19 protein-coding genes are annotated in these 16,456 nt (G+C 70.7%); 13 read left to right on the top strand and 6 right to left on the bottom strand.

Annotation, left to right across the window (positions count from 1 at the left end):
* Positions 1-41 precede the first annotated feature (41 nt).
* From AB0M70_RS24720 to AB0M70_RS24700, 5 genes are all read left to right on the top strand, one after another.
* Positions 42-482: an SRPBCC family protein gene (locus AB0M70_RS24720; RefSeq protein WP_365822796.1), complete on the top strand. Its 441-nt coding sequence runs from the start codon at positions 42-44 to the stop codon at positions 480-482.
* Positions 483-542: 60 nt separating this feature from the next.
* On the top strand, positions 543-1,679 hold the full coding sequence (locus tag AB0M70_RS24715) for an ArsA-related P-loop ATPase (RefSeq protein WP_365822794.1): 1,137 nt from the start codon (positions 543-545) through the stop codon (positions 1,677-1,679).
* A 73-nt stretch (positions 1,680-1,752) separates the two neighbouring features.
* Positions 1,753-2,217 carry a DUF5304 domain-containing protein gene (locus tag AB0M70_RS24710; protein ID WP_365822792.1) on the top strand — a complete coding sequence of 155 codons (465 nt, stop codon included), beginning with the start codon at positions 1,753-1,755 and terminating at the stop codon, positions 2,215-2,217.
* A gap of 54 nt (positions 2,218-2,271) precedes the next feature.
* Positions 2,272-3,213, top strand: coding sequence for an ROK family glucokinase (locus AB0M70_RS24705; protein ID WP_363208268.1), 942 nt, complete (start codon positions 2,272-2,274; stop codon positions 3,211-3,213).
* 99 nt (positions 3,214-3,312) lie between these two features.
* Positions 3,313-4,068, top strand: coding sequence for an endonuclease/exonuclease/phosphatase family protein (locus AB0M70_RS24700; RefSeq protein ID WP_365822789.1), 756 nt, complete (start codon positions 3,313-3,315; stop codon positions 4,066-4,068).
* Between the two features lie 5 nt (positions 4,069-4,073).
* Here the strand turns inward: AB0M70_RS24700 and AB0M70_RS24695 are convergent, their stop codons facing one another.
* Positions 4,074-4,736: a hypothetical protein gene (locus AB0M70_RS24695; protein ID WP_365822787.1), complete on the bottom strand. Its 663-nt coding sequence runs from the start codon at positions 4,734-4,736 to the stop codon at positions 4,074-4,076.
* Entirely contained in the window at positions 4,729-5,508 is a 780-nt protein-coding gene (locus AB0M70_RS24690; protein WP_365822785.1) for an alpha/beta fold hydrolase, read from the bottom strand. Before AB0M70_RS24690 ends, AB0M70_RS24695 begins: the two co-directional genes overlap by 8 nt.
* A 156-nt stretch (positions 5,509-5,664) precedes the next feature.
* Between AB0M70_RS24690 and AB0M70_RS24685 the strand changes: the two genes are divergently transcribed.
* The 5 genes from AB0M70_RS24685 to AB0M70_RS24665 all read left to right on the top strand — a co-directional run bounded on the left by AB0M70_RS24685 (position 5,665) and on the right by AB0M70_RS24665 (position 10,703).
* On the top strand, positions 5,665-6,411 hold the full coding sequence (locus AB0M70_RS24685) for a lysophospholipid acyltransferase family protein (protein WP_365823185.1): 747 nt from the start codon (positions 5,665-5,667) through the stop codon (positions 6,409-6,411).
* A gap of 65 nt (positions 6,412-6,476) precedes the next feature.
* Entirely contained in the window at positions 6,477-7,697 is a 1,221-nt protein-coding gene (locus AB0M70_RS24680; RefSeq protein ID WP_365822783.1) for a DUF5931 domain-containing protein, read from the top strand.
* Positions 7,694-8,386 (top strand): response regulator transcription factor, encoded by a 693-nt coding sequence (locus AB0M70_RS24675; protein WP_365822781.1) that lies wholly within the window; start codon positions 7,694-7,696, stop codon positions 8,384-8,386. The genes AB0M70_RS24680 and AB0M70_RS24675 overlap by 4 nt, the downstream gene beginning before the upstream one ends.
* 156 nt (positions 8,387-8,542) lie before the next feature.
* Positions 8,543-9,580, top strand: coding sequence for a 6-phosphofructokinase (locus tag AB0M70_RS24670; RefSeq protein ID WP_365822779.1), 1,038 nt, complete (start codon positions 8,543-8,545; stop codon positions 9,578-9,580).
* Between the two features lie 118 nt (positions 9,581-9,698).
* Positions 9,699-10,703 carry a 2-hydroxyacid dehydrogenase gene (locus tag AB0M70_RS24665; RefSeq protein ID WP_365822777.1) on the top strand — a complete coding sequence of 335 codons (1,005 nt, stop codon included), beginning with the start codon at positions 9,699-9,701 and terminating at the stop codon, positions 10,701-10,703.
* Here AB0M70_RS24665 and AB0M70_RS24660 read toward each other — a convergent pair.
* Positions 10,700-12,562: an anthranilate synthase family protein gene (locus AB0M70_RS24660; protein ID WP_365822775.1), complete on the bottom strand. Its 1,863-nt coding sequence runs from the start codon at positions 12,560-12,562 to the stop codon at positions 10,700-10,702. The genes AB0M70_RS24665 and AB0M70_RS24660 overlap by 4 nt on opposite strands.
* Positions 12,563-12,684: 122 nt before the next feature.
* A complete protein-coding gene (locus tag AB0M70_RS24655) occupies positions 12,685-12,741 on the bottom strand; it encodes a trp operon leader peptide (RefSeq protein ID WP_351162541.1) in 57 nt (18 codons plus the stop codon).
* A gap of 107 nt (positions 12,742-12,848) precedes the next feature.
* Here AB0M70_RS24655 and AB0M70_RS24650 point away from each other — a divergent pair, with 107 nt between their 5' ends.
* The gene (locus AB0M70_RS24650) at positions 12,849-14,201 is read left to right on the top strand and encodes a class II 3-deoxy-7-phosphoheptulonate synthase (RefSeq protein WP_365822773.1); all 1,353 of its coding nucleotides are present in this window, start codon (positions 12,849-12,851) and stop codon (positions 14,199-14,201) included.
* Between the two features lie 153 nt (positions 14,202-14,354).
* A complete protein-coding gene (locus AB0M70_RS24645; protein WP_365823183.1) occupies positions 14,355-14,612 on the top strand; it encodes a (2Fe-2S)-binding protein in 258 nt (85 codons plus the stop codon).
* Positions 14,613-14,619: 7 nt separating this feature from the next.
* Here the strand turns inward: AB0M70_RS24645 and bfr are convergent, their stop codons facing one another.
* A complete protein-coding gene (gene bfr, locus AB0M70_RS24640) occupies positions 14,620-15,099 on the bottom strand; it encodes a bacterioferritin (protein WP_363208257.1) in 480 nt (159 codons plus the stop codon).
* Between the two features lie 174 nt (positions 15,100-15,273).
* Here bfr and AB0M70_RS24635 point away from each other — a divergent pair, with 174 nt between their 5' ends.
* Entirely contained in the window at positions 15,274-15,906 is a 633-nt protein-coding gene (locus tag AB0M70_RS24635; protein ID WP_365822770.1) for a sulfite oxidase-like oxidoreductase, read from the top strand.
* Positions 15,907-15,918: 12 nt separating this feature from the next.
* On the opposite strand, the gene AB0M70_RS24630 is transcribed toward AB0M70_RS24635, so the two are convergent.
* A complete protein-coding gene (locus AB0M70_RS24630; protein WP_365822768.1) occupies positions 15,919-16,455 on the bottom strand; it encodes a DUF4396 domain-containing protein in 537 nt (178 codons plus the stop codon).
* Position 16,456 lies beyond the last annotated feature (1 nt).

Here is a 16,456-nt window from a genome sequence, read left to right as displayed (position 1 = left end):
ACCACCCCCCGTACCGGACCGCATCTGGAGGAGCCACAGAGATGGCGGAACACACCAGCTCGAGCATCACGATCGAGGCGGCACCGGCCGAGGTGATGGGGGTGATCGCCGACTTCGCGCGCTACCCGGACTGGACGGGTGAGGTGAAGGAGGCGGAGGTGCTCGACACCGACGAGCAGGGCCGCGCCAAGCAGGTCCGCCTCGTCATGGACGCGGGCGCGATCAAGGACGACCAGACGCTCGGGTACACCTGGACCGGAGAGAACGAGGTCAGCTGGACCCTCGTCAAGTCGCAGATGCTGCGCTCGCTCGACGGCTCGTACCTCCTGAGGCCCGTGGGGACCGGCACGGAGGTCACGTACAAGCTGACCGTCGACGTCAAGATCCCCATGCTCGGGATGATCAAGCGCAAGGCGGAGAAGGTCATCACCGACCGGGCGCTCGCGGGTCTGAAGAAGCGCGTGGAGTCCGGCGCGAAGTAGCACCGACGGGGGAGATCCGCCGCGAGGCGGCGGGACTCACCTCACGTACCGTTCACTCCTATGCGCACCCTCCTCGTCACCGGCCCCGGCGGCTCGGGCCGGACCACCGTCGCCGCGGCCACCGCGCTGTCCGCGGCCCGCGAGGGGCACCGGACCCTGCTGATCTCCGCCGACCCCCTCGACGCCCTCGGCGCGGACCACGCGAACCTCACCCTGCGCGCACTGACCCCCGGCGACGCGTTCCGGGACGACCTGCTTGCCCTGCAGAACCGCGCGGGCTCCGCACTCGACCTGCTCGGCGCCGGACGCCTCGACGGCGAGGAGCTCACCCCGCTGCCCGGCAGCGACGAACTGGCCCTGCTGCGCGCCCTGCGCGACGCCGGACAGAGCACGTACGACACCGTCGTGGTGGACCTGCCCCCGGCGCCCCGCGCCCTCGCGGTCCTCGCCCTCCCCGAACAGCTGCGCCGCTATCTGCGCAGGCTGCTTCCGCCGGAGCGGCAGGCGGCCCGCGCCCTGCGCCCCATGCTCGGCCGCCTCGCCGGCGTCCCCATGCCCGCCTCCTGGCTGTACGAGACCGCGGCCCGCTGGGACACCGAACTCGCCGCCGCGCAGGCGGTGATCGAGCACCCCGGCACGACGGTCCGCCTGGTCGCCGAGCCGGGACCCGCGGGCTCCGACGCCGTGCGCGCCGCCGCCACCGGCCTCGCCCTCCAGGGTCTGCGCACCGACGCCCTGCACGCCAACCGGGTCTTCCCGGACGACACCGCCGACCTCTGGCTCTCCGGGCTCGTCGCCCAGCAGCGCAAGACGCTGGCCGAATGGGCACAGACGTACGGAGACATCCTCGGCACGCTCCCGCACCTGGGCCGCGACCCGCGGGGCGCCGACGACCTGGCCGCCCTGGGGGCGCCCGCCCCCGTCGCGGCCCCGGCCCCCGTCCCGTGGCGCGTCGTCGACGCACTGGCCGACGAAGGCGTACTGGTCTGGCACATCCCGCTCCCCGGCGCCGTACGCGAAGAGCTCGGCCTCATCCGGCGCGGGGACGAACTCGTCGTCACCTCCGGCACCCGCCGCCGCATCGTGCCCCTGCCGTCCGCCCTGCGCCGCTGCACCGTCGCCGGGGCCGGACTGCGCGACGGCGAGCTGCGGGTCAGGTTCGCGCCGGACCCCGATCTGTGGCCGCGGACACGGTGAACGCACAACCGCCGTTCGGGTAACGTCGAGGGTACGAATCCACCTGGACCGCCCTCCGCAGGAGTCTTCCGTCATGAGTGATGCCACCGAGCGCGAAGTGCCCGAACCCGAAGCGGCCGACGCCGACGCGTGGGAGAAGGCGTGCGCCGAGGATCTCGCGGCGGAGAAGGCCCGGCGCCGCGCCCAGTACGGGACGCCGCCCGGCTCGGCCGGCGAGGAGCTGCGCAAGCTCGTCGACGCCGTATCGGAGAAGCTGTCCGGACTCCAGGGCCCGTTGTTCGGCGCGGTCGCGCAGGGTGCCGTCGAGCAGACCGTGCGGCAGGTCGTCCAGCAGGCGAAGGCGGCCGTCGAGCCCGTCATCGAGCGCAACCCCGAGGTCTTCGACCACCTCGCATCCGCCGGCAGCGAACTGCTCGCCGCCTACCGCTCCGCGGTCGAGGGCCAGGAGGGCCGCTGGACCCGCGGGAGCGACGCCGCGAAGGGCCCCGACCCGCGCGACGAGGGCCCCGGTCCCGCCGAACACATCGACCTGGACTGAACACCCCTCGGGTACGGTTGCCCATAGCGGGGCTCGACCGAAACTGAGGGACACATGGGACTCACCATCGGCGTCGATATCGGCGGCACCAAAATCGCGGCCGGAGTGGTCGACGAAGAGGGCACCATTCTCGACACCCACAAGGTGCCCACGCCGCCGACCGCCGAAGGCATCGTGGACGCGATCTGTGCCGCCGTCTCCGGGGCCGGCAAGGGGAACGACGTGGAGGCCGTCGGCATCGGCGCCGCCGGTTACGTGGACGACAAGCGCGCCACCGTTCTCTTCGCACCGAACATCGACTGGCGCCACGAGCCGCTGAAGGACAAGGTCGAGCAGCGGGTCGGCCTGCCGGTCGTCGTGGAGAACGACGCGAACGCCGCGGCCTGGGGCGAGTACCGCTTCGGCGCGGGCCAGGGCCACGAGGACGTCATCGTCATCACGCTCGGCACGGGCCTGGGCGGCGGCATCATCATCGGCAACAAGCTGCGGCGCGGGCGCTTCGGCGTGGCCGCCGAGTTCGGACACATCCGGGTGGTTCCCGACGGGCTGCTGTGCGGCTGCGGGAGCCAGGGCTGCTGGGAGCAGTACGCCTCGGGGCGCGCCCTCCTGCGGTACGGACGCCAGCGCGCCAACGCGACGCCGGAGAACGCCGAGATCCTGCTCGGTCTCGGCGACGGCACCGTGGAAGGCATCGAGGGCAAGCACATCAGCGAGGCGGCCCGGCACGGCGACCCCGTCGCCGTCGACTCCTACCGCGAGCTGGCCCGCTGGGTCGGCGCGGGCCTCGCCGACCTGGCCTCGCTCTTCGACCCCTCCGCGTTCATCGTGGGCGGCGGTCTGTCCGACGAGGGCGAGCTGGTGCTCGACCCGATCCGCAAGTCGTTCCGCCGCTGGCTCATCGGCGGGCAGTGGCGTCCGCACGCGCAGGTGCTCGCCGCGCAGCTGGGCAACAAGGCGGGGCTCGTGGGCGCCGCGGACCTGGCGCGCCAGGGTTAGACCCCGCTGATCACGCAGGTCGTACGAGGCCCGCTGTCCCCCTTCCGGGGGCGGCGGGCCTCGTCGTGGCGGCACCGCGTGGCGCGTATCTTGATCCCCATGGTGACGCTGCCCAACTCCCGCACCGAAGACGACGGTTCAGCCGTGATCCGGGTGCTCAGCTACAACATCCGGTCCATGCGGGATGACACCGAGGCGCTGGCCCGGGTGATCGCCGCCTGCGCGCCCGACCTCGTGCTCGTCCAGGAGGCGCCCCGGTTCTTCCGGTGGCGCAAGAAGCTGGCGCGGCTGGCACGCGCCGCCGATCTGGTGATGCTCTCGGGCGGTGCCACCGCGTCGGGGCCCGCGCTGCTCTGCTCGCTGCGGGCCACCGTCGAGCGGACCGAGGACGTGCTGCTTCCGCTGACGCCGGGGCTGCACCGGCGCGGCTTCGCCACCGCCGTGGTGCGCTTCGGCGGGGCCCGGCTCGGCGTGCTGAGCTGCCATCTGAGCCTGCAGAGCGACGAGCGGTACGAGCAGGGCGGGATGCTGCTCGACCGGCTCGCCGGGATGGGCGTGGAGCACGCCGTCGCGGGCGGTGACCTCAACGACCGGCCCAAGGGGCGTACGTTCCAGAGGCTCGCCTCGGAGCTGCGGGACTGCTGGGCGACCGCGCCCTGGGGCGGCGAGAACACCTCGACGCCGGGGGACCCGCATCAGCGCATCGACGCCATCTTCGCCACCTCGGGCGTCGAAGTGCTCGGCTGCGGCGTGCCGTTGGATCTCGAGGGGGTGAGCGAGGCGGACCTGCGGGCGGCCACCGACCATCTGCCGGTGCTCGCCGCCCTCAGGATTCCCGCGGCCGCGAAGGCGTAGGGCCCTCAGACCACCGCGCCGCGGCCCGGGTCCTCGTTCTCCTCGTCGTCGTCGCCCTTCATCCGCGACACCAGCGTGGCGAAGCCGCCGAGGAAGCCGCCGATGCTGAGGGTGGCGAGCCACCACGTCATCTGCCAGCCGAGCAGCACCGTGAGCAGGAGCAGCAGCGGGCCGCCGAGCACCGCGAGCCAGGCGAACTTCGCCGTCACGTCCGCGGCGGGCAGCGGCGGCGGCTCCGGCGGGACGAAGTGGCCCTCGTCGTCCGCGCCCAGGTCGTCGTCCGACGCCTCGGGCGCGTCGTAGTCACGCGGGCCGCCGCCGACGCCGGGGGCGAAGGAGACGGAGCCGCCCAGGGTCTTCTTCGACCCGGAGTCGTCCGGGTCGTCGGGAGCCGTGGGGTTCTTGGTGCTCTTGCCGCCCGTCTCGCCGGCGGCGCTCTTGTCGCCGGCCGGGGTGTCGTTCGTCTCCGGCTCAAGGAGGGCCAGGTCCTCGATGGACTTGAACGGCTTGGCGCCCGGCGGGTCCGCCGGCTCCTGGCCGTACCCCGCGACGATCGCCTGCCAGGCCGCGTCCTCGTCGAGCGGCAGCCCCAGGCCTTCCGCGGGCTCCTGTCGCTTCTCGGGCTCGCGGCTCTCGCCGTCGGGTTCGATTCGGTCCTGCTCAGCCACCGGTGGCCGTCCCTTCCTTACCGACACTGGGGGCGAGCCGGCCGATGAACGCGTAGCTCTCCTCGAAGATCCGGTCCGCATCATGGTCCAACGTCGCGACGTGGTAGCTCTGTTCCAGGAGGGTCTCGGTGACGTCCGTGGACGAGACCCGGCCGAGAATCCTGGCCGAGTCGGCCGGCGGCACCACATGGTCCTGCGGGCTGTGCAGCAGCAGCAACGGCTGGGTCACCTGCGGCAGTTCGCCGTCCACCCGCTGGAAGAACCGGCGCAGGGAGTGCGCCGCGTGCAGCGGAATCCGGTGGTAGCCGACCTCCTCCGAGCCCTCCAGTGCGATGTCGCTCACGATGCCCTTCGTGGACGGCACCAGATACCGGGCGACCGGCAGCGCGTGCGCCGCGAGGCCGTGCACCTTGTTCCCCGGGTTCACCACGACGACGCCGCGCACCTCGTCGCCGTGCTTCGCCGCGAGCCGCAGCGCCAGCGCCCCGCCCATCGAGAGGCCGAACACGAAGACCTCCGTGCACCGCTCACGGAGTGCGCGCAGCTCACGCTCCACCTCCGCGTACCAGTCCTGCCAGCCGGTGACCTGGAGGTCTTCCCAGCGCGTGCCGTGCCCCGGCAGCAGCGGGAGCGAGACGGTCAGGCCGCGGGCCGCCAGGAACTCCGCCCAGGGGCGCAGGGACTGCGGGGTTCCGGTGAAGCCGTGGCAGAGGAGGACGCCGACCTCGCCGCCCTCGTGGCGGTACGGCTCGGCTCCGGGGAGGACCGGCACTTCGGTCTCCTTCGTCAGATGTTGCTGCGGGGTGGGAGTACTTCACCGTACGCGACCGGACTGACACCGACCAGGGTCGTCGGGCCCTTTGGGCTTACTGCGGGTTAAGGTCTGATCCACACTTAACAGGAGGCACTCGGTTTGATCTACGGCGCAATGAAGGTCGCCATCGGAGGGCCGCTGAAGCTCGGCTTCAGGCCCTGGGTGGAGGGCCTTGAGAACGTACCCGCCGAGGGACCGGCCATCCTGGCGAGCAACCATCTCTCCTTCTCGGACTCCTTCTTCCTGCCCGCGGTCCTCGACCGCAAGGTCACCTTCATCGCGAAGGCGGAGTACTTCACGTCCCCGGGCGTGAAGGGCAAGCTCACGGCGGCCTTCTTCAAGGGCGTGGGCCAGCTGCCCGTGGACCGCTCCGGCGGCCGGGGCGCGGGCGAGGCGGCCATCAAGAGCGGCATCGAGGTCCTGGAGCGCGGTGAGCTCTTCGGCATCTACCCGGAAGGCACCCGTTCGCCCGACGGCAGGCTCTACCGTGGCAAGCCCGGCGGCCTCGCGCGCGTGGCCCTGGCCACCGGGGCGCCCGTGCTCCCCGTGGCGATGATCGACACGGAGAAGATCCAGCCGCCCGGCAAGGTGATGCCGAAGCTGATGCGGCCCGGCATCAAGATCGGCGAGCCGCTCGACTTCAGCCGCTACCACGGCATGGAGCAGGACCGGTTCGTCCTGCGGGCGGTGACCGACGAGGTCATGTACGAGATCATGAAGCTTTCCGGCCAGGAGTACGTCGACGAGTACGCGACGGCGGCCAAGCGCCGCCTCTCGGACGCGGCGAAGGCCGAGAAGGAAGCCGAGAAGAAGGCGGAGAAAGCGGCCGCGGCGGCCGAGAAGGAACGGTCCGGCGCGTAAGCGCGTCGGTGCATGGGGGAGCGAGCGCAAGGGGTGGCCGTCGGCGACCCAAGGGGTGGGGGGACATGGCCAAGCGTGTGCGCGTCATGAGGATGTCGGTCGAGCAGCCGCTGTGGCGTGCGCTGACCGGCTACCGCGTGCTGACGATGCTGTACGCGATCGGCCTGTTCGTGGCCGCGTACGACAAGTTCGACCGCCCCTGGGTGGCCATCGCCTTCTACGCGGTGCTCGCCGGCTGGACCATCGGCACGCTCCCGAAGGTCGCGAACGCGGCGAGCTGCACCAAGCGGTTCCTGATCACCGACCTGACCATCGCCCTTGTCGGCATCCTGCTCACGCCGGTCGCCGACTCGCACCAGCGGATCGTCCACGACGGCCCGACGCTGCCGTCGATATGGACGGCGGGCGCGGTGCTCGCGTTCGCGATCAAGGGCGGCTGGCGATGGGCGGCGTTCGCCTCGGCGCTCGTCGGCGTGGCCAACATCGCGCAGCGCGGCAGGCCCACCCAGGACACGCTCCACAACGTCCTGCTCGTCTGCATCGCCTCCATCGCCATCGGGTACGTCGTCGAGGTGGCCCGCGCCTCCGAGCGCACCCTCGCCCGCGCCCTGGAGATCGAGGCCGCGACCCGCGAGCGGGAGCGTCTTGCCCGCGACATCCACGACAGCGTGCTGCAGGTCCTGGCGATGGTGCAGCGGCGCGGCACCGCGATCGGCGGCGAGGCGGCGGAGCTCGGCAGGATGGCGGGGGAGCAGGAGGTCGCGCTCCGTACGCTGGTGGCGGGCGGCCTGGTCCTGCCCTCGCACGAGTCGGAGGACGCCTCGCTGGGGGCCGTGGTTCGCGCGGTGGAGGAGCCGGACGGCGACACCGATGACGGCGACAGCTGTGACCTGCGCTCGCTGCTCTTCCCGTACGCGGGCGCGAAGGTCACCGTCTCGGAGCCGGGCGCTCCGGTCGCCCTCCCGCCGAAGGCCGCCCGGGAGCTTGCCGCCGCGGTGGGCGCCGCCCTGGACAACGTCCACCGGCACGCGGGCCCGGACGCCGGGGCCTGGATCCTGGTCGAGGACGAGCCGGACGCCGTGATCGTGACGGTGCGGGACGACGGCCCCGGTATCCCCGATGGCCGGCTCGCGGAGGCCGAGGGGGAGGGGCGGCTCGGTGTCGCCCTGTCGATCAGGGGGCGCCTGCGGGACATCGGAGGCACGGCCGAGCTGATCTCGGTGCCCGGCCAGGGCACGGAAGTCGAACTGAGAGTCCCACGGGGGAAGGCAGGAAAGGAACGATGAGCGAGCAACAGCAGCAGCACGACGGCACCGGCACCGTCAGGGTCATGGTGGTAGACGACCACCCGATGTGGCGGGACGCGGTCGCCCGCGACCTCGCGGAGGCCGGCTTCGACGTGGTCGCCACGGCGGGCGACGGCGAGCAGGCCGTGCGCCGCGCCCAGGCCGTGGAGCCCGACGTCCTCGTGCTCGACCTGAACCTGCCCCTGAAGCCGGGCGTCCAGGTCTGCAAGGAACTCGTCGCCGCCAACCCGGCCCTGCGCGTGCTCGTCCTCTCGGCGAGCGGCGAGCACGCCGACGTCCTGGAGGCGGTCAAGTCCGGCGCCACCGGCTATCTCCTGAAGTCGGCCTCCACCGCCGAGCTGACGGACGCGGTGCGCCGCACGGCCGTCGGCGACACGGTCTTCACCCCGGGGCTCGCGGGCCTCGTCCTCGGCGAGTACCGCCGCCTGGCGTCCGATCCGGCGCCCGGCGCCCCGGACGAGCCGAAGGCCCCGCAGCTGACCGACCGCGAGACCGAGGTGCTGCGGCTCGTCGCCAAGGGCCTGAGCTACAAGCAGATCGCCGAGCGCCTGGTCATCTCGCACCGCACCGTGCAGAACCACGTGCAGAACACCCTGGGCAAGCTCCAGCTGCACAACCGCGTGGAGCTCGTGCGGTACGCGATCGAGCGAGGTCTCGACGACGCGTGAGCCCTTGTGACCGCGCGGGCGACCCCTCATAAGGGTGAACTCGCGTGATCAACTCCCCCTTAACGGACAGGAATTGACCATCCGGACCGTCCCCGGGTGACCTGGATCACCATTAGCGTGACTCGCATCAGGTCACTGAGGCGAAGGGACGTTTCCATGGCGGCCAAGAAAATCGGAGTACTGACCGGAGGCGGCGACTGCCCCGGGCTCAACGCCGTCATCCGGGGCGTCGTCCGCAAGGGCGTGCAGGAGTACGGCTACGACTTCGTCGGCTTCCGGGACGGCTGGCGCGGTCCGCTGGAGGGCGACACCGTCCCGCTCGACATCCCGGCCGTGCGGGGCATCCTGCCCCGGGGCGGCACCATCCTCGGCTCCTCGCGCACCAACCCGCTCAAGGCGGAGAACGGCATCCGCCGCATCAAGGAGAACCTCGCCAAGCACGAGGTCGACTCCCTCATCGCGATCGGCGGCGAGGACACCCTGGGCGTCGCCGCCCGGCTCACCGACGAGTACGGCATCAATGTCGTCGGCGTACCGAAGACCATCGACAACGACCTCTCCGCCACGGACTACACCTTCGGCTTCGACACCGCGGTGGGCATCGCCACCGAGGCGATCGACCGGCTGCACACGACCGCCGAGTCGCACATGCGGGTCCTCGTGGTCGAGGTCATGGGGCGGCACGCGGGCTGGATCGCGCTGCACTCCGGGCTCGCGGGCGGCGCCAACGTCATCCTCATCCCCGAGCAGCGCTTCGACGTCGACCAGGTGTGCGCCTGGGTGACCTCGCGGTTCAAGGCGTCGTACGCGCCGATCGTCGTCGTCGCGGAAGGGGCCATGCCCAAGGACGGCGAGATGGTCCTCAAGGACGGCACGCAGGACTCCTTCGGACATGTGCGGCTCTCGGGCGTGGGGGAGTGGCTGGCCAAGGAGATCGAGGGACGCACGGGGAAGGAAGCGCGGACGACCGTCCTCGGGCACGTCCAGCGCGGCGGCACGCCGAGCGCCTTCGACCGTTGGCTGGCCACGCGCTTCGGGCTGCACGCGATCGAGGCCGTCCGGGACGGCGACTTCGGGAAGATGGTGGCGCTGCGGGGCACGGACATTGTGCGGGTGCCGATCGCTGACGCCACGTCGAAGCTGAAGACCGTCGACCCGGCGCTCTACTCCGAGGTGGGGGTCTTCTTCGGCTGATCTTCGGCTGATCCCGGTGGGCGGGTGCCCTGTGCCGCCGCTTCGCGGCGGATTTCTCCCACCCGCCCACCCGTTTCCCCGCAGTGCCGATCCGCCCCGTCATACCTACACTCGGCCCATGGAGATCCTCGCCTTCGGCGTGCAGGCCGACGAGAAGCCGCTGATCGAGAAGGCCTTCGCCGCGCACCACGACGTGCGCTGCCTGGACGTCTTCCTCACCGAGGACACCGCCCCCATCGCCGCCGGCTACGAGATCGTCTCGACCAGCGTCAACGCCGATCTCGGCAACCGTGTCCTGCAGACCCTCGCGGCGGGCGGGACACAGATGATCGCCCAGCGTTCGACCGGCTTCAACAACATCGATCTCCTGGTCGCCGAGCGCCTCGGATTCACCATCGCCCGCGTCTCGTACTACTCGCCGTACTCCGTCGCCGAGTTCGCCTGGACCCTGGCGATGGCCGTCAACCGCCGCATCGTCCGCGCCAGCAACCGCACCCGCGACTTCGACTTCCGGCTCGACGGATTGATGGGCAGGGACCTGCGGGGCCGCACGGTCGGCGTGCTCGGCACCGGGAAGATCGGCGAGGCGTTCACGCGGATCGCGCACGGCTTCGGGATGAGGCTGCTCGGCTGGGACGTCGCCGAGAATCCCGCCTGCGTCGAGCTCGGCATGAAGTACGTCGCGAAGGAGGAACTCCTCGCGGAGGCCGACCTGATCAGCCTGCACGTCCCGCTGCTCCCCGCCACGCAGCACATCATCGGCGCCGACGCGCTGCGGATGATGAAGGACGACGCGATCCTGGTGAACTCCAGCCGCGGCGGCCTGATCGACACCGACGCGCTCGTCTCGGAGCTGCGCATGGGCCGCTTCGCGGGCGTCGGGCTCGATGTGTACGAGGCGGAGGCGGGGCTCTTCTTCCTCGACAAGTCGCTCGAGGCCATCGAGGACGACACCCTGGCCCGCCTGGTGACGTTCCCGAACGTCGTGGTCACCTCACATCAGGCGTACTACACCGTGGACGCGGTCGGCCAGATCATCGACACCACGGTGCAGAACGTCCTGGACTACAAAGAGGGCCGCCGCAGCGAGAACGTGCTGGTCCCGGCGGCCCCCACGCTCTAGACCAGCACCCCGGAGAGCAGCTCCCGCACGATCGCCGTCCCGCGCAGCGAGAGCACCGACTCCGGGTGGAACTGGACGCCCGCGAAGCCGGGCCCCCGCAGCGCGTGCACCTCCCCGGTGGCCGCGTCCCTGCTCACCTCGATGCCGTGCGCGGCCAGCTCGAGCGCGGTCTCCTCGTCGCAGTGGGCCGCGAAGCTGTTGTAGTAGCCGACCGTCTCCGGCCGCCCGAACAGGTCGATCCGCGTCTGGGCGCCCTGGTAGGGGACCTCCTTGCGGACGATCTCCAGGCCCAGCTCGGCGGCCAGGAGCTCATGGCCGAGGCAGACACCGAGGACGCCGTGGCGGTGCTCCCGGATCACCTCGGCGGCCAGCGAGCGCAGGAAGGTCATCTTCGGGTCGTCGGGGTCCGAGGGGTTCCCCGGGCCGGGGCCGAGGATCAGCGGGCCCTCGTGGGCCAGGGCCGCCTCCCGCAGGCCCGGCTCGTCGTAGCGGCGGACGGAGACCGTGAGACCCGAGGAACGGAGCAGGTGCGCCAGCATCGACGTGAACGTGTCCTCGCCGTCGATCACCAAGGCGTGCCCGGCCAGCTCGGCGGTCTGCTCTTGCATCCGCAGCCAGAACGGCGCGAGCCCGGCCCGTCGGCTGTCGAGGGCCGCCCGCACCCGTGGGTCGTCGGCCAGGGCGGGGCGTACGCGCTCGTCGCGGGGGCGCCCGGGACGCACACCGAGCGCGGTGAGCACGCCGGCCGCCTTGGCGTGCGTCTCGGCCACCTCGCTCGCAGGGTCGGAGCCGCGCACCAGCGTCGCGCCCACCGGGACCCGCAGCTTTCCGTCCGCGGAGATGTCGGCGGTGCGGATCAGGATGGGGGAGTCGAGGGTCTGCGCGCCGCCCGCGTCCCGGCCGATGAGGGCGAGGGCGCCCGCGTAGTAGCCCCGCCCGCCCGTCTCGTGGCGCTGGATGACGCGGCAGGCGTTCTGCACGGGCGAGCCGGTGACGGTCGCCGCGAACATCGTCTCCTTCAGGACCTCGCGCGCGTCCAGGGACGACTTGCCGCGCAACTCGTACTCGGTGTGCGCGAGGTGCGCCATCTCCTTGAGCCGCGGGCCGACGACGACACCGCCCATGTCGCCGACGGTGCACATCATCTTGAGCTCCTCGTCGACGACCATCGACAGCTCCTCGGTCTCCTTGCCGTCGGCGAGGAAGCCGAGCAGATCGTCCGCCGTGGGCCCGTCGGCCGGGTAGCGGTAGGTCCCGCTGATCGGGTTCATGACGACCGTCCCGCCGGACATCCGCACATGCACCTCGGGGCTCGCCCCGACCAGGGTCCGCTCCCCGGTGTGCACGACGTACGTCCAGTAGGCGCCCCGCTCGCCCACGAGCAGCCTGCGGAAGAGGGCCAGGGCGTCCGCCCTGGAGAAGCCGGGGATCTCCCCCTCGTACGTACGCCGGATGACGAAGTTCGCGCCCTCGCCCCGCCCGATCTCCTCGCGCAGGACCCGCCCGACGATCTCCGCGTAGGCGGCGTCGTCGACGTCGAAGGCCCCGCCCTCCACGCGCACGTCATGGCCGGGCAGCGTCGACAGGGCTTCGGAGAGCGGGAGTTCGTACGTCTCGTCGGGGGTCAGGACCGTGAGCGGCGTGCCGTCGTCGCGTACGTCGAACCCGCGCTCCCTGATCTGCCGGAAGGGGATGAGGGCGAGGCCCTCGTCGGGGATGTCGGCGAGCCGGTCGTACGTGCCGACCGCACCGATCAGGACCTCGACCGTGTCGTGGTCGTGGCCGGGCGTGCGGCGGCGGAGCACGGCGAACGGGCGGTCCTCCGTCAGCAGACCGGCGAGCTGGTTCGTGATGTCCATCGGGTCTTGTTCCTTCTCACTCGGAGAGGAACGGCCCGGTCCGGAGATCCTCAGGATCATGGTCCGGAAAACACTGAAGGCCGCCCCTCGGGCGGCCTTCGCGAGTCTCGAAACGCGCAGAGTCAGTGGGCCGCCGGATGAGCGGGCCACCACCAGTTTCGGGTCGTCTGCGCGTGCATGCACCGCACCCTAGCGCATCACCGGGGCGACGCTCGGCTGTGTCGGGTCCGTCTCACTTGGTGAGCGGGTGAATGGACGGCGGACATCACCCCGTAATGTTGTGGGGGTGACCGTGAACGCTAAGACCACCCCTTCCGGTGGCAACACCTGGCGAGACCTTCCCGCGGCGCAGCAGCCCGAGTACCCCGATGCCGAGGCTCTGCGCGATGTGATCGCGGAGCTCGAGTCGTATCCGCCGCTCGTCTTCGCGGGCGAGTGCGACCAGCTGCGCGCCCGACTGGCCTCCGTCGCCAAGGGAGAGGCGTTCCTGCTTCAGGGCGGCGACTGTGCCGAGGCTTTCGACGCCGTGTCCGCCGACCAGATCCGCAACAAGCTGAAGACGCTGCTCCAGATGGGCGCCGTCCTGACGTACGCGGCCTCCGTGCCCGTCGTGAAGGTCGGCCGCATCGCCGGGCAGTACTCGAAGCCGCGCTCCAAGGGCACCGAGACCCGCGACGGCGTGACCCTGCCGACGTACCGCGGCGACTCGGTCAACGGCTTCGACTTCAACGAGAAGGCCCGCGTCCCGGACCCCGAGCGCCTGAAGCGGATGTACAACGCCTCCGCGTCCACGCTCAACCTGGTGCGCGCCTTCACCACCGGCGGTTACGCCGACCTGCGCCAGGTGCACGCCTGGAACCAGGACTTCGTGAAGTCGTCCCCCTCGGGCCAGCGGTACGAACAGCTGGCGCGCGAGATCGACAACGCGCTCAACTTCATGCGCGCCTGCGGGACGGACCCGGAGGAGTTCAAGACCGTCGAGTTCTACGCCTCGCACGAGGCGCTCCTCCTCGACTACGAGTCGGCCCTCACCCGCGTGGACTCGCGCACCGGGCGGCTCTACGACACCTCGGGTCACATGGTCTGGATCGGTGAGCGCACCCGTCAACTGGACGGCGCGCACATCGAGTTCGCCTCCAAGGTGCGCAACCCGATCGGCATCAAGCTCGGCCCGACGACGACCCCGGAGGAGGCGCTGCAGTACATCGAGCGCCTCGACCCGGACCGCGAGCCCGGCCGCCTGACCTTCATCGTCCGCATGGGCGCCGACAAGGTCCGGGACAAGCTCCCGGAGCTCGTCGAGAAGGTCACCGCCTCCGGCGCGACCGTCGCCTGGGTGACCGACCCGATGCACGGCAACACCTTCGAGGCGGCCTCCGGTCACAAGACCCGCCGCTTCGACGACGTGCTCGACGAGGTCAAGGGCTTCTTCGAGGTCCACAAGGGCCTCGGCACGCACCCCGGCGGCATCCACGTCGAGCTCACCGGTGACGACGTCACCGAGTGCGTGGGCGGCGGCGACGAGATCTTCGTCGACGACCTGCACCAGCGCTACGAGACGGCCTGCGACCCGCGCCTGAACCGCAGCCAGTCCCTGGACCTGGCGTTCCTGGTGTCGGAGATGTACCGCAGCCAGTAGGTATTCCCGCGAGACGCGACGGTGGGGCACGGATCCATGTGATCCGTGCCCCACCGGCGTATCAGGGCTTTTGTGGACCCGGGGACGTGGGTAAGGTTAGGTTAGCCTCACCGATTAAACGGGATGGCGCCGCCGATCAATCCTGCCCGGGAGGTGAACCGCGTGTACGTCTGCAACTGTTTCGGGGTCACCGAAGCGCAGGTGAAGCAGCACGCGGCGGACGGTGCCTGCACGCCCCGCCAGATAGCGTCCGCCAGCAAGGCGGGCACCGACTGCGGTTCGTGTGTACGGAGCATCCAGGCGCTCCTGGGCCGGGGCACGTGCCCCCGCAGGGAGCTGGCCGACCAGGGGCAGCCCGTACTCACCGGCGTGGACGCGGGCCTCGACACCGCCCTGGACGAGGCCGCCTAGCCCTCGCTCAGCTCTCCGGCTGCTCGATGAGCTGCGCGATGTAGAGCGGCTCGCCGAGCTTCTCGACCAGTTCGAGCTGGGTGTCGAGATAGTCGATGTGGTGCTCCTCGTCCTCCAGGATCGACTCGAAGATGTTCGCGGAAGTGATGTCTCCCTTGCCGCGCATCACCTCGATCCCGCGCTTGAGGCGGTCGATCGCCTCCGCCTCGATCTGCCGGTCGGCCTGGAACATCTCCGTGACGGTCTGGCCCACGCGTACGTGGAAGAGCCGCTGGTAGTTGGGCAGGCCGTCGAGGAAGAGAATCCGGTCGGTCAGGATCTCCGCGTGCTTCATCTCGTCGATCGACTCGGACCGGGTGTACTTCGCGAGCTTGGGCCAGCCGAAGTTCTCCTGCATCTTGGCGTGGAGAAAGTACTGGTTGATCGCCGTGAGCTCGGCGGTCAGCTGCTCGTTGAGAAATTCGATGACCTCGGGGTCGCCCTGCATCGCAGAGGCTCCTTCCACGTGGTAACTGGGCAGGTTCCGCGCATCCTTGCACCGGTACGGAAGACCGTCCAGTAAGTGCATGCTTAGTAGGAGTTGCCCCAATCAGCCTCCGACCGGCGCCGGTCGGAGGCCTCCTGGTCACGTCCACCTACCCGGGTCTGTCAGGATGGACTCATGGGTCAGTCGGCGGATCGCGCATCTCGGGGAGCAGTGGAGCCGGAGCTCCCACCGGGGCAGCGACTGCAGAGGGGCTGGCCGGTCACCCACTACGGACCGGTGCCGAAGTTCCGTCCGGAGCGCTGGGAGTTCAGGGTCTTCGGGGCCACCGCCGACGGGGGCAAACACTGCTGGACGCACGAGGAGTTCTCGGCTCTTCCGTACGCCACCGTGGTCGGCGATCTGCACTGCGTCACGAAGTTCAGCATGCTCGGCGCCGAATGGGGCGGGGTGCCCGCGCGGTCCCTGCTCGAGATCGCGCCGCCGGCGCCGGACGCCACCCATGTGATGGTCTGGGCCGAGTACGGCTTCAGCTCCAACCTGCGGATGGCCGACTTCATGGATGAGCGCACGATTTTCGCCACCCACAAAGGGGGCGAGCTGCTGACCGCGGAGCACGGGTTCCCGCTGCGGCTCGTGGTGCCTCATCTGTACGCCTGGAAGGGCCCCAAGTGGGTGCGCGGCGTGGAGTACATGACCGCCGACCGCCGCGGCTTCTGGGAGGAGCGCGGCTATCACAACGTCGGCGACCCCTGGACCGAGCAGCGCTACTCGTACCAGGAAGAGCCCGGGGACGGCCCCGAGCTCTAGTCCTGGCTCGTGTCAGTGGTGGTACTGGTGCACCACCGCGTGGCCCTTGCCGCGGCCGATCATCCACTTGTTGACCGGAACGGTGATCACGAAGGCGGCGGCCAGCGCGATCGCGAGGATGTACCAGAACATCGGGTCCCCCAGATGGGCGTCCATCGCTCCCGGCCACAGCGCGATCACGCCGTTGTCGATGAGCTCCATCACCGCGATGGACAGGGTGTCCGCGGCGAGCGCGACCCGGAACGCCGTCCTGAAGTCGACCCCCGCCTTCAGGATGCCGCGCAGGGTCAGGGCGTATCCGAAGAAGAAGGCCAGGGTGATCGCAAGGATCATCGTCTGCACGTTCCCCCAGCCCAGCGCGGTGCCGATGACCATGCCGAGGATCTCGCCGATGGCGCACCCGGTGAGGCAGTGGAGGGTGGCCTGCGCCGCCATGCGCCAGCTGACCTTGCCCAGGCCGTGCTGCCCGGCGTGCTGGTGCACGTGGTGCCCCGCGTGCTGGTGCTCGTGAGCCGCGCGCTCAGCGTGAGTGTCGTGATCGTGCTGCATG

Source organism: Streptomyces sp. NPDC051214, from assembly GCF_040682375.1.
Classification (GTDB): domain Bacteria; phylum Actinomycetota; class Actinomycetes; order Streptomycetales; family Streptomycetaceae; genus Streptomyces.
This window is presented reverse-complemented; position numbering and strand designations above follow the sequence as displayed.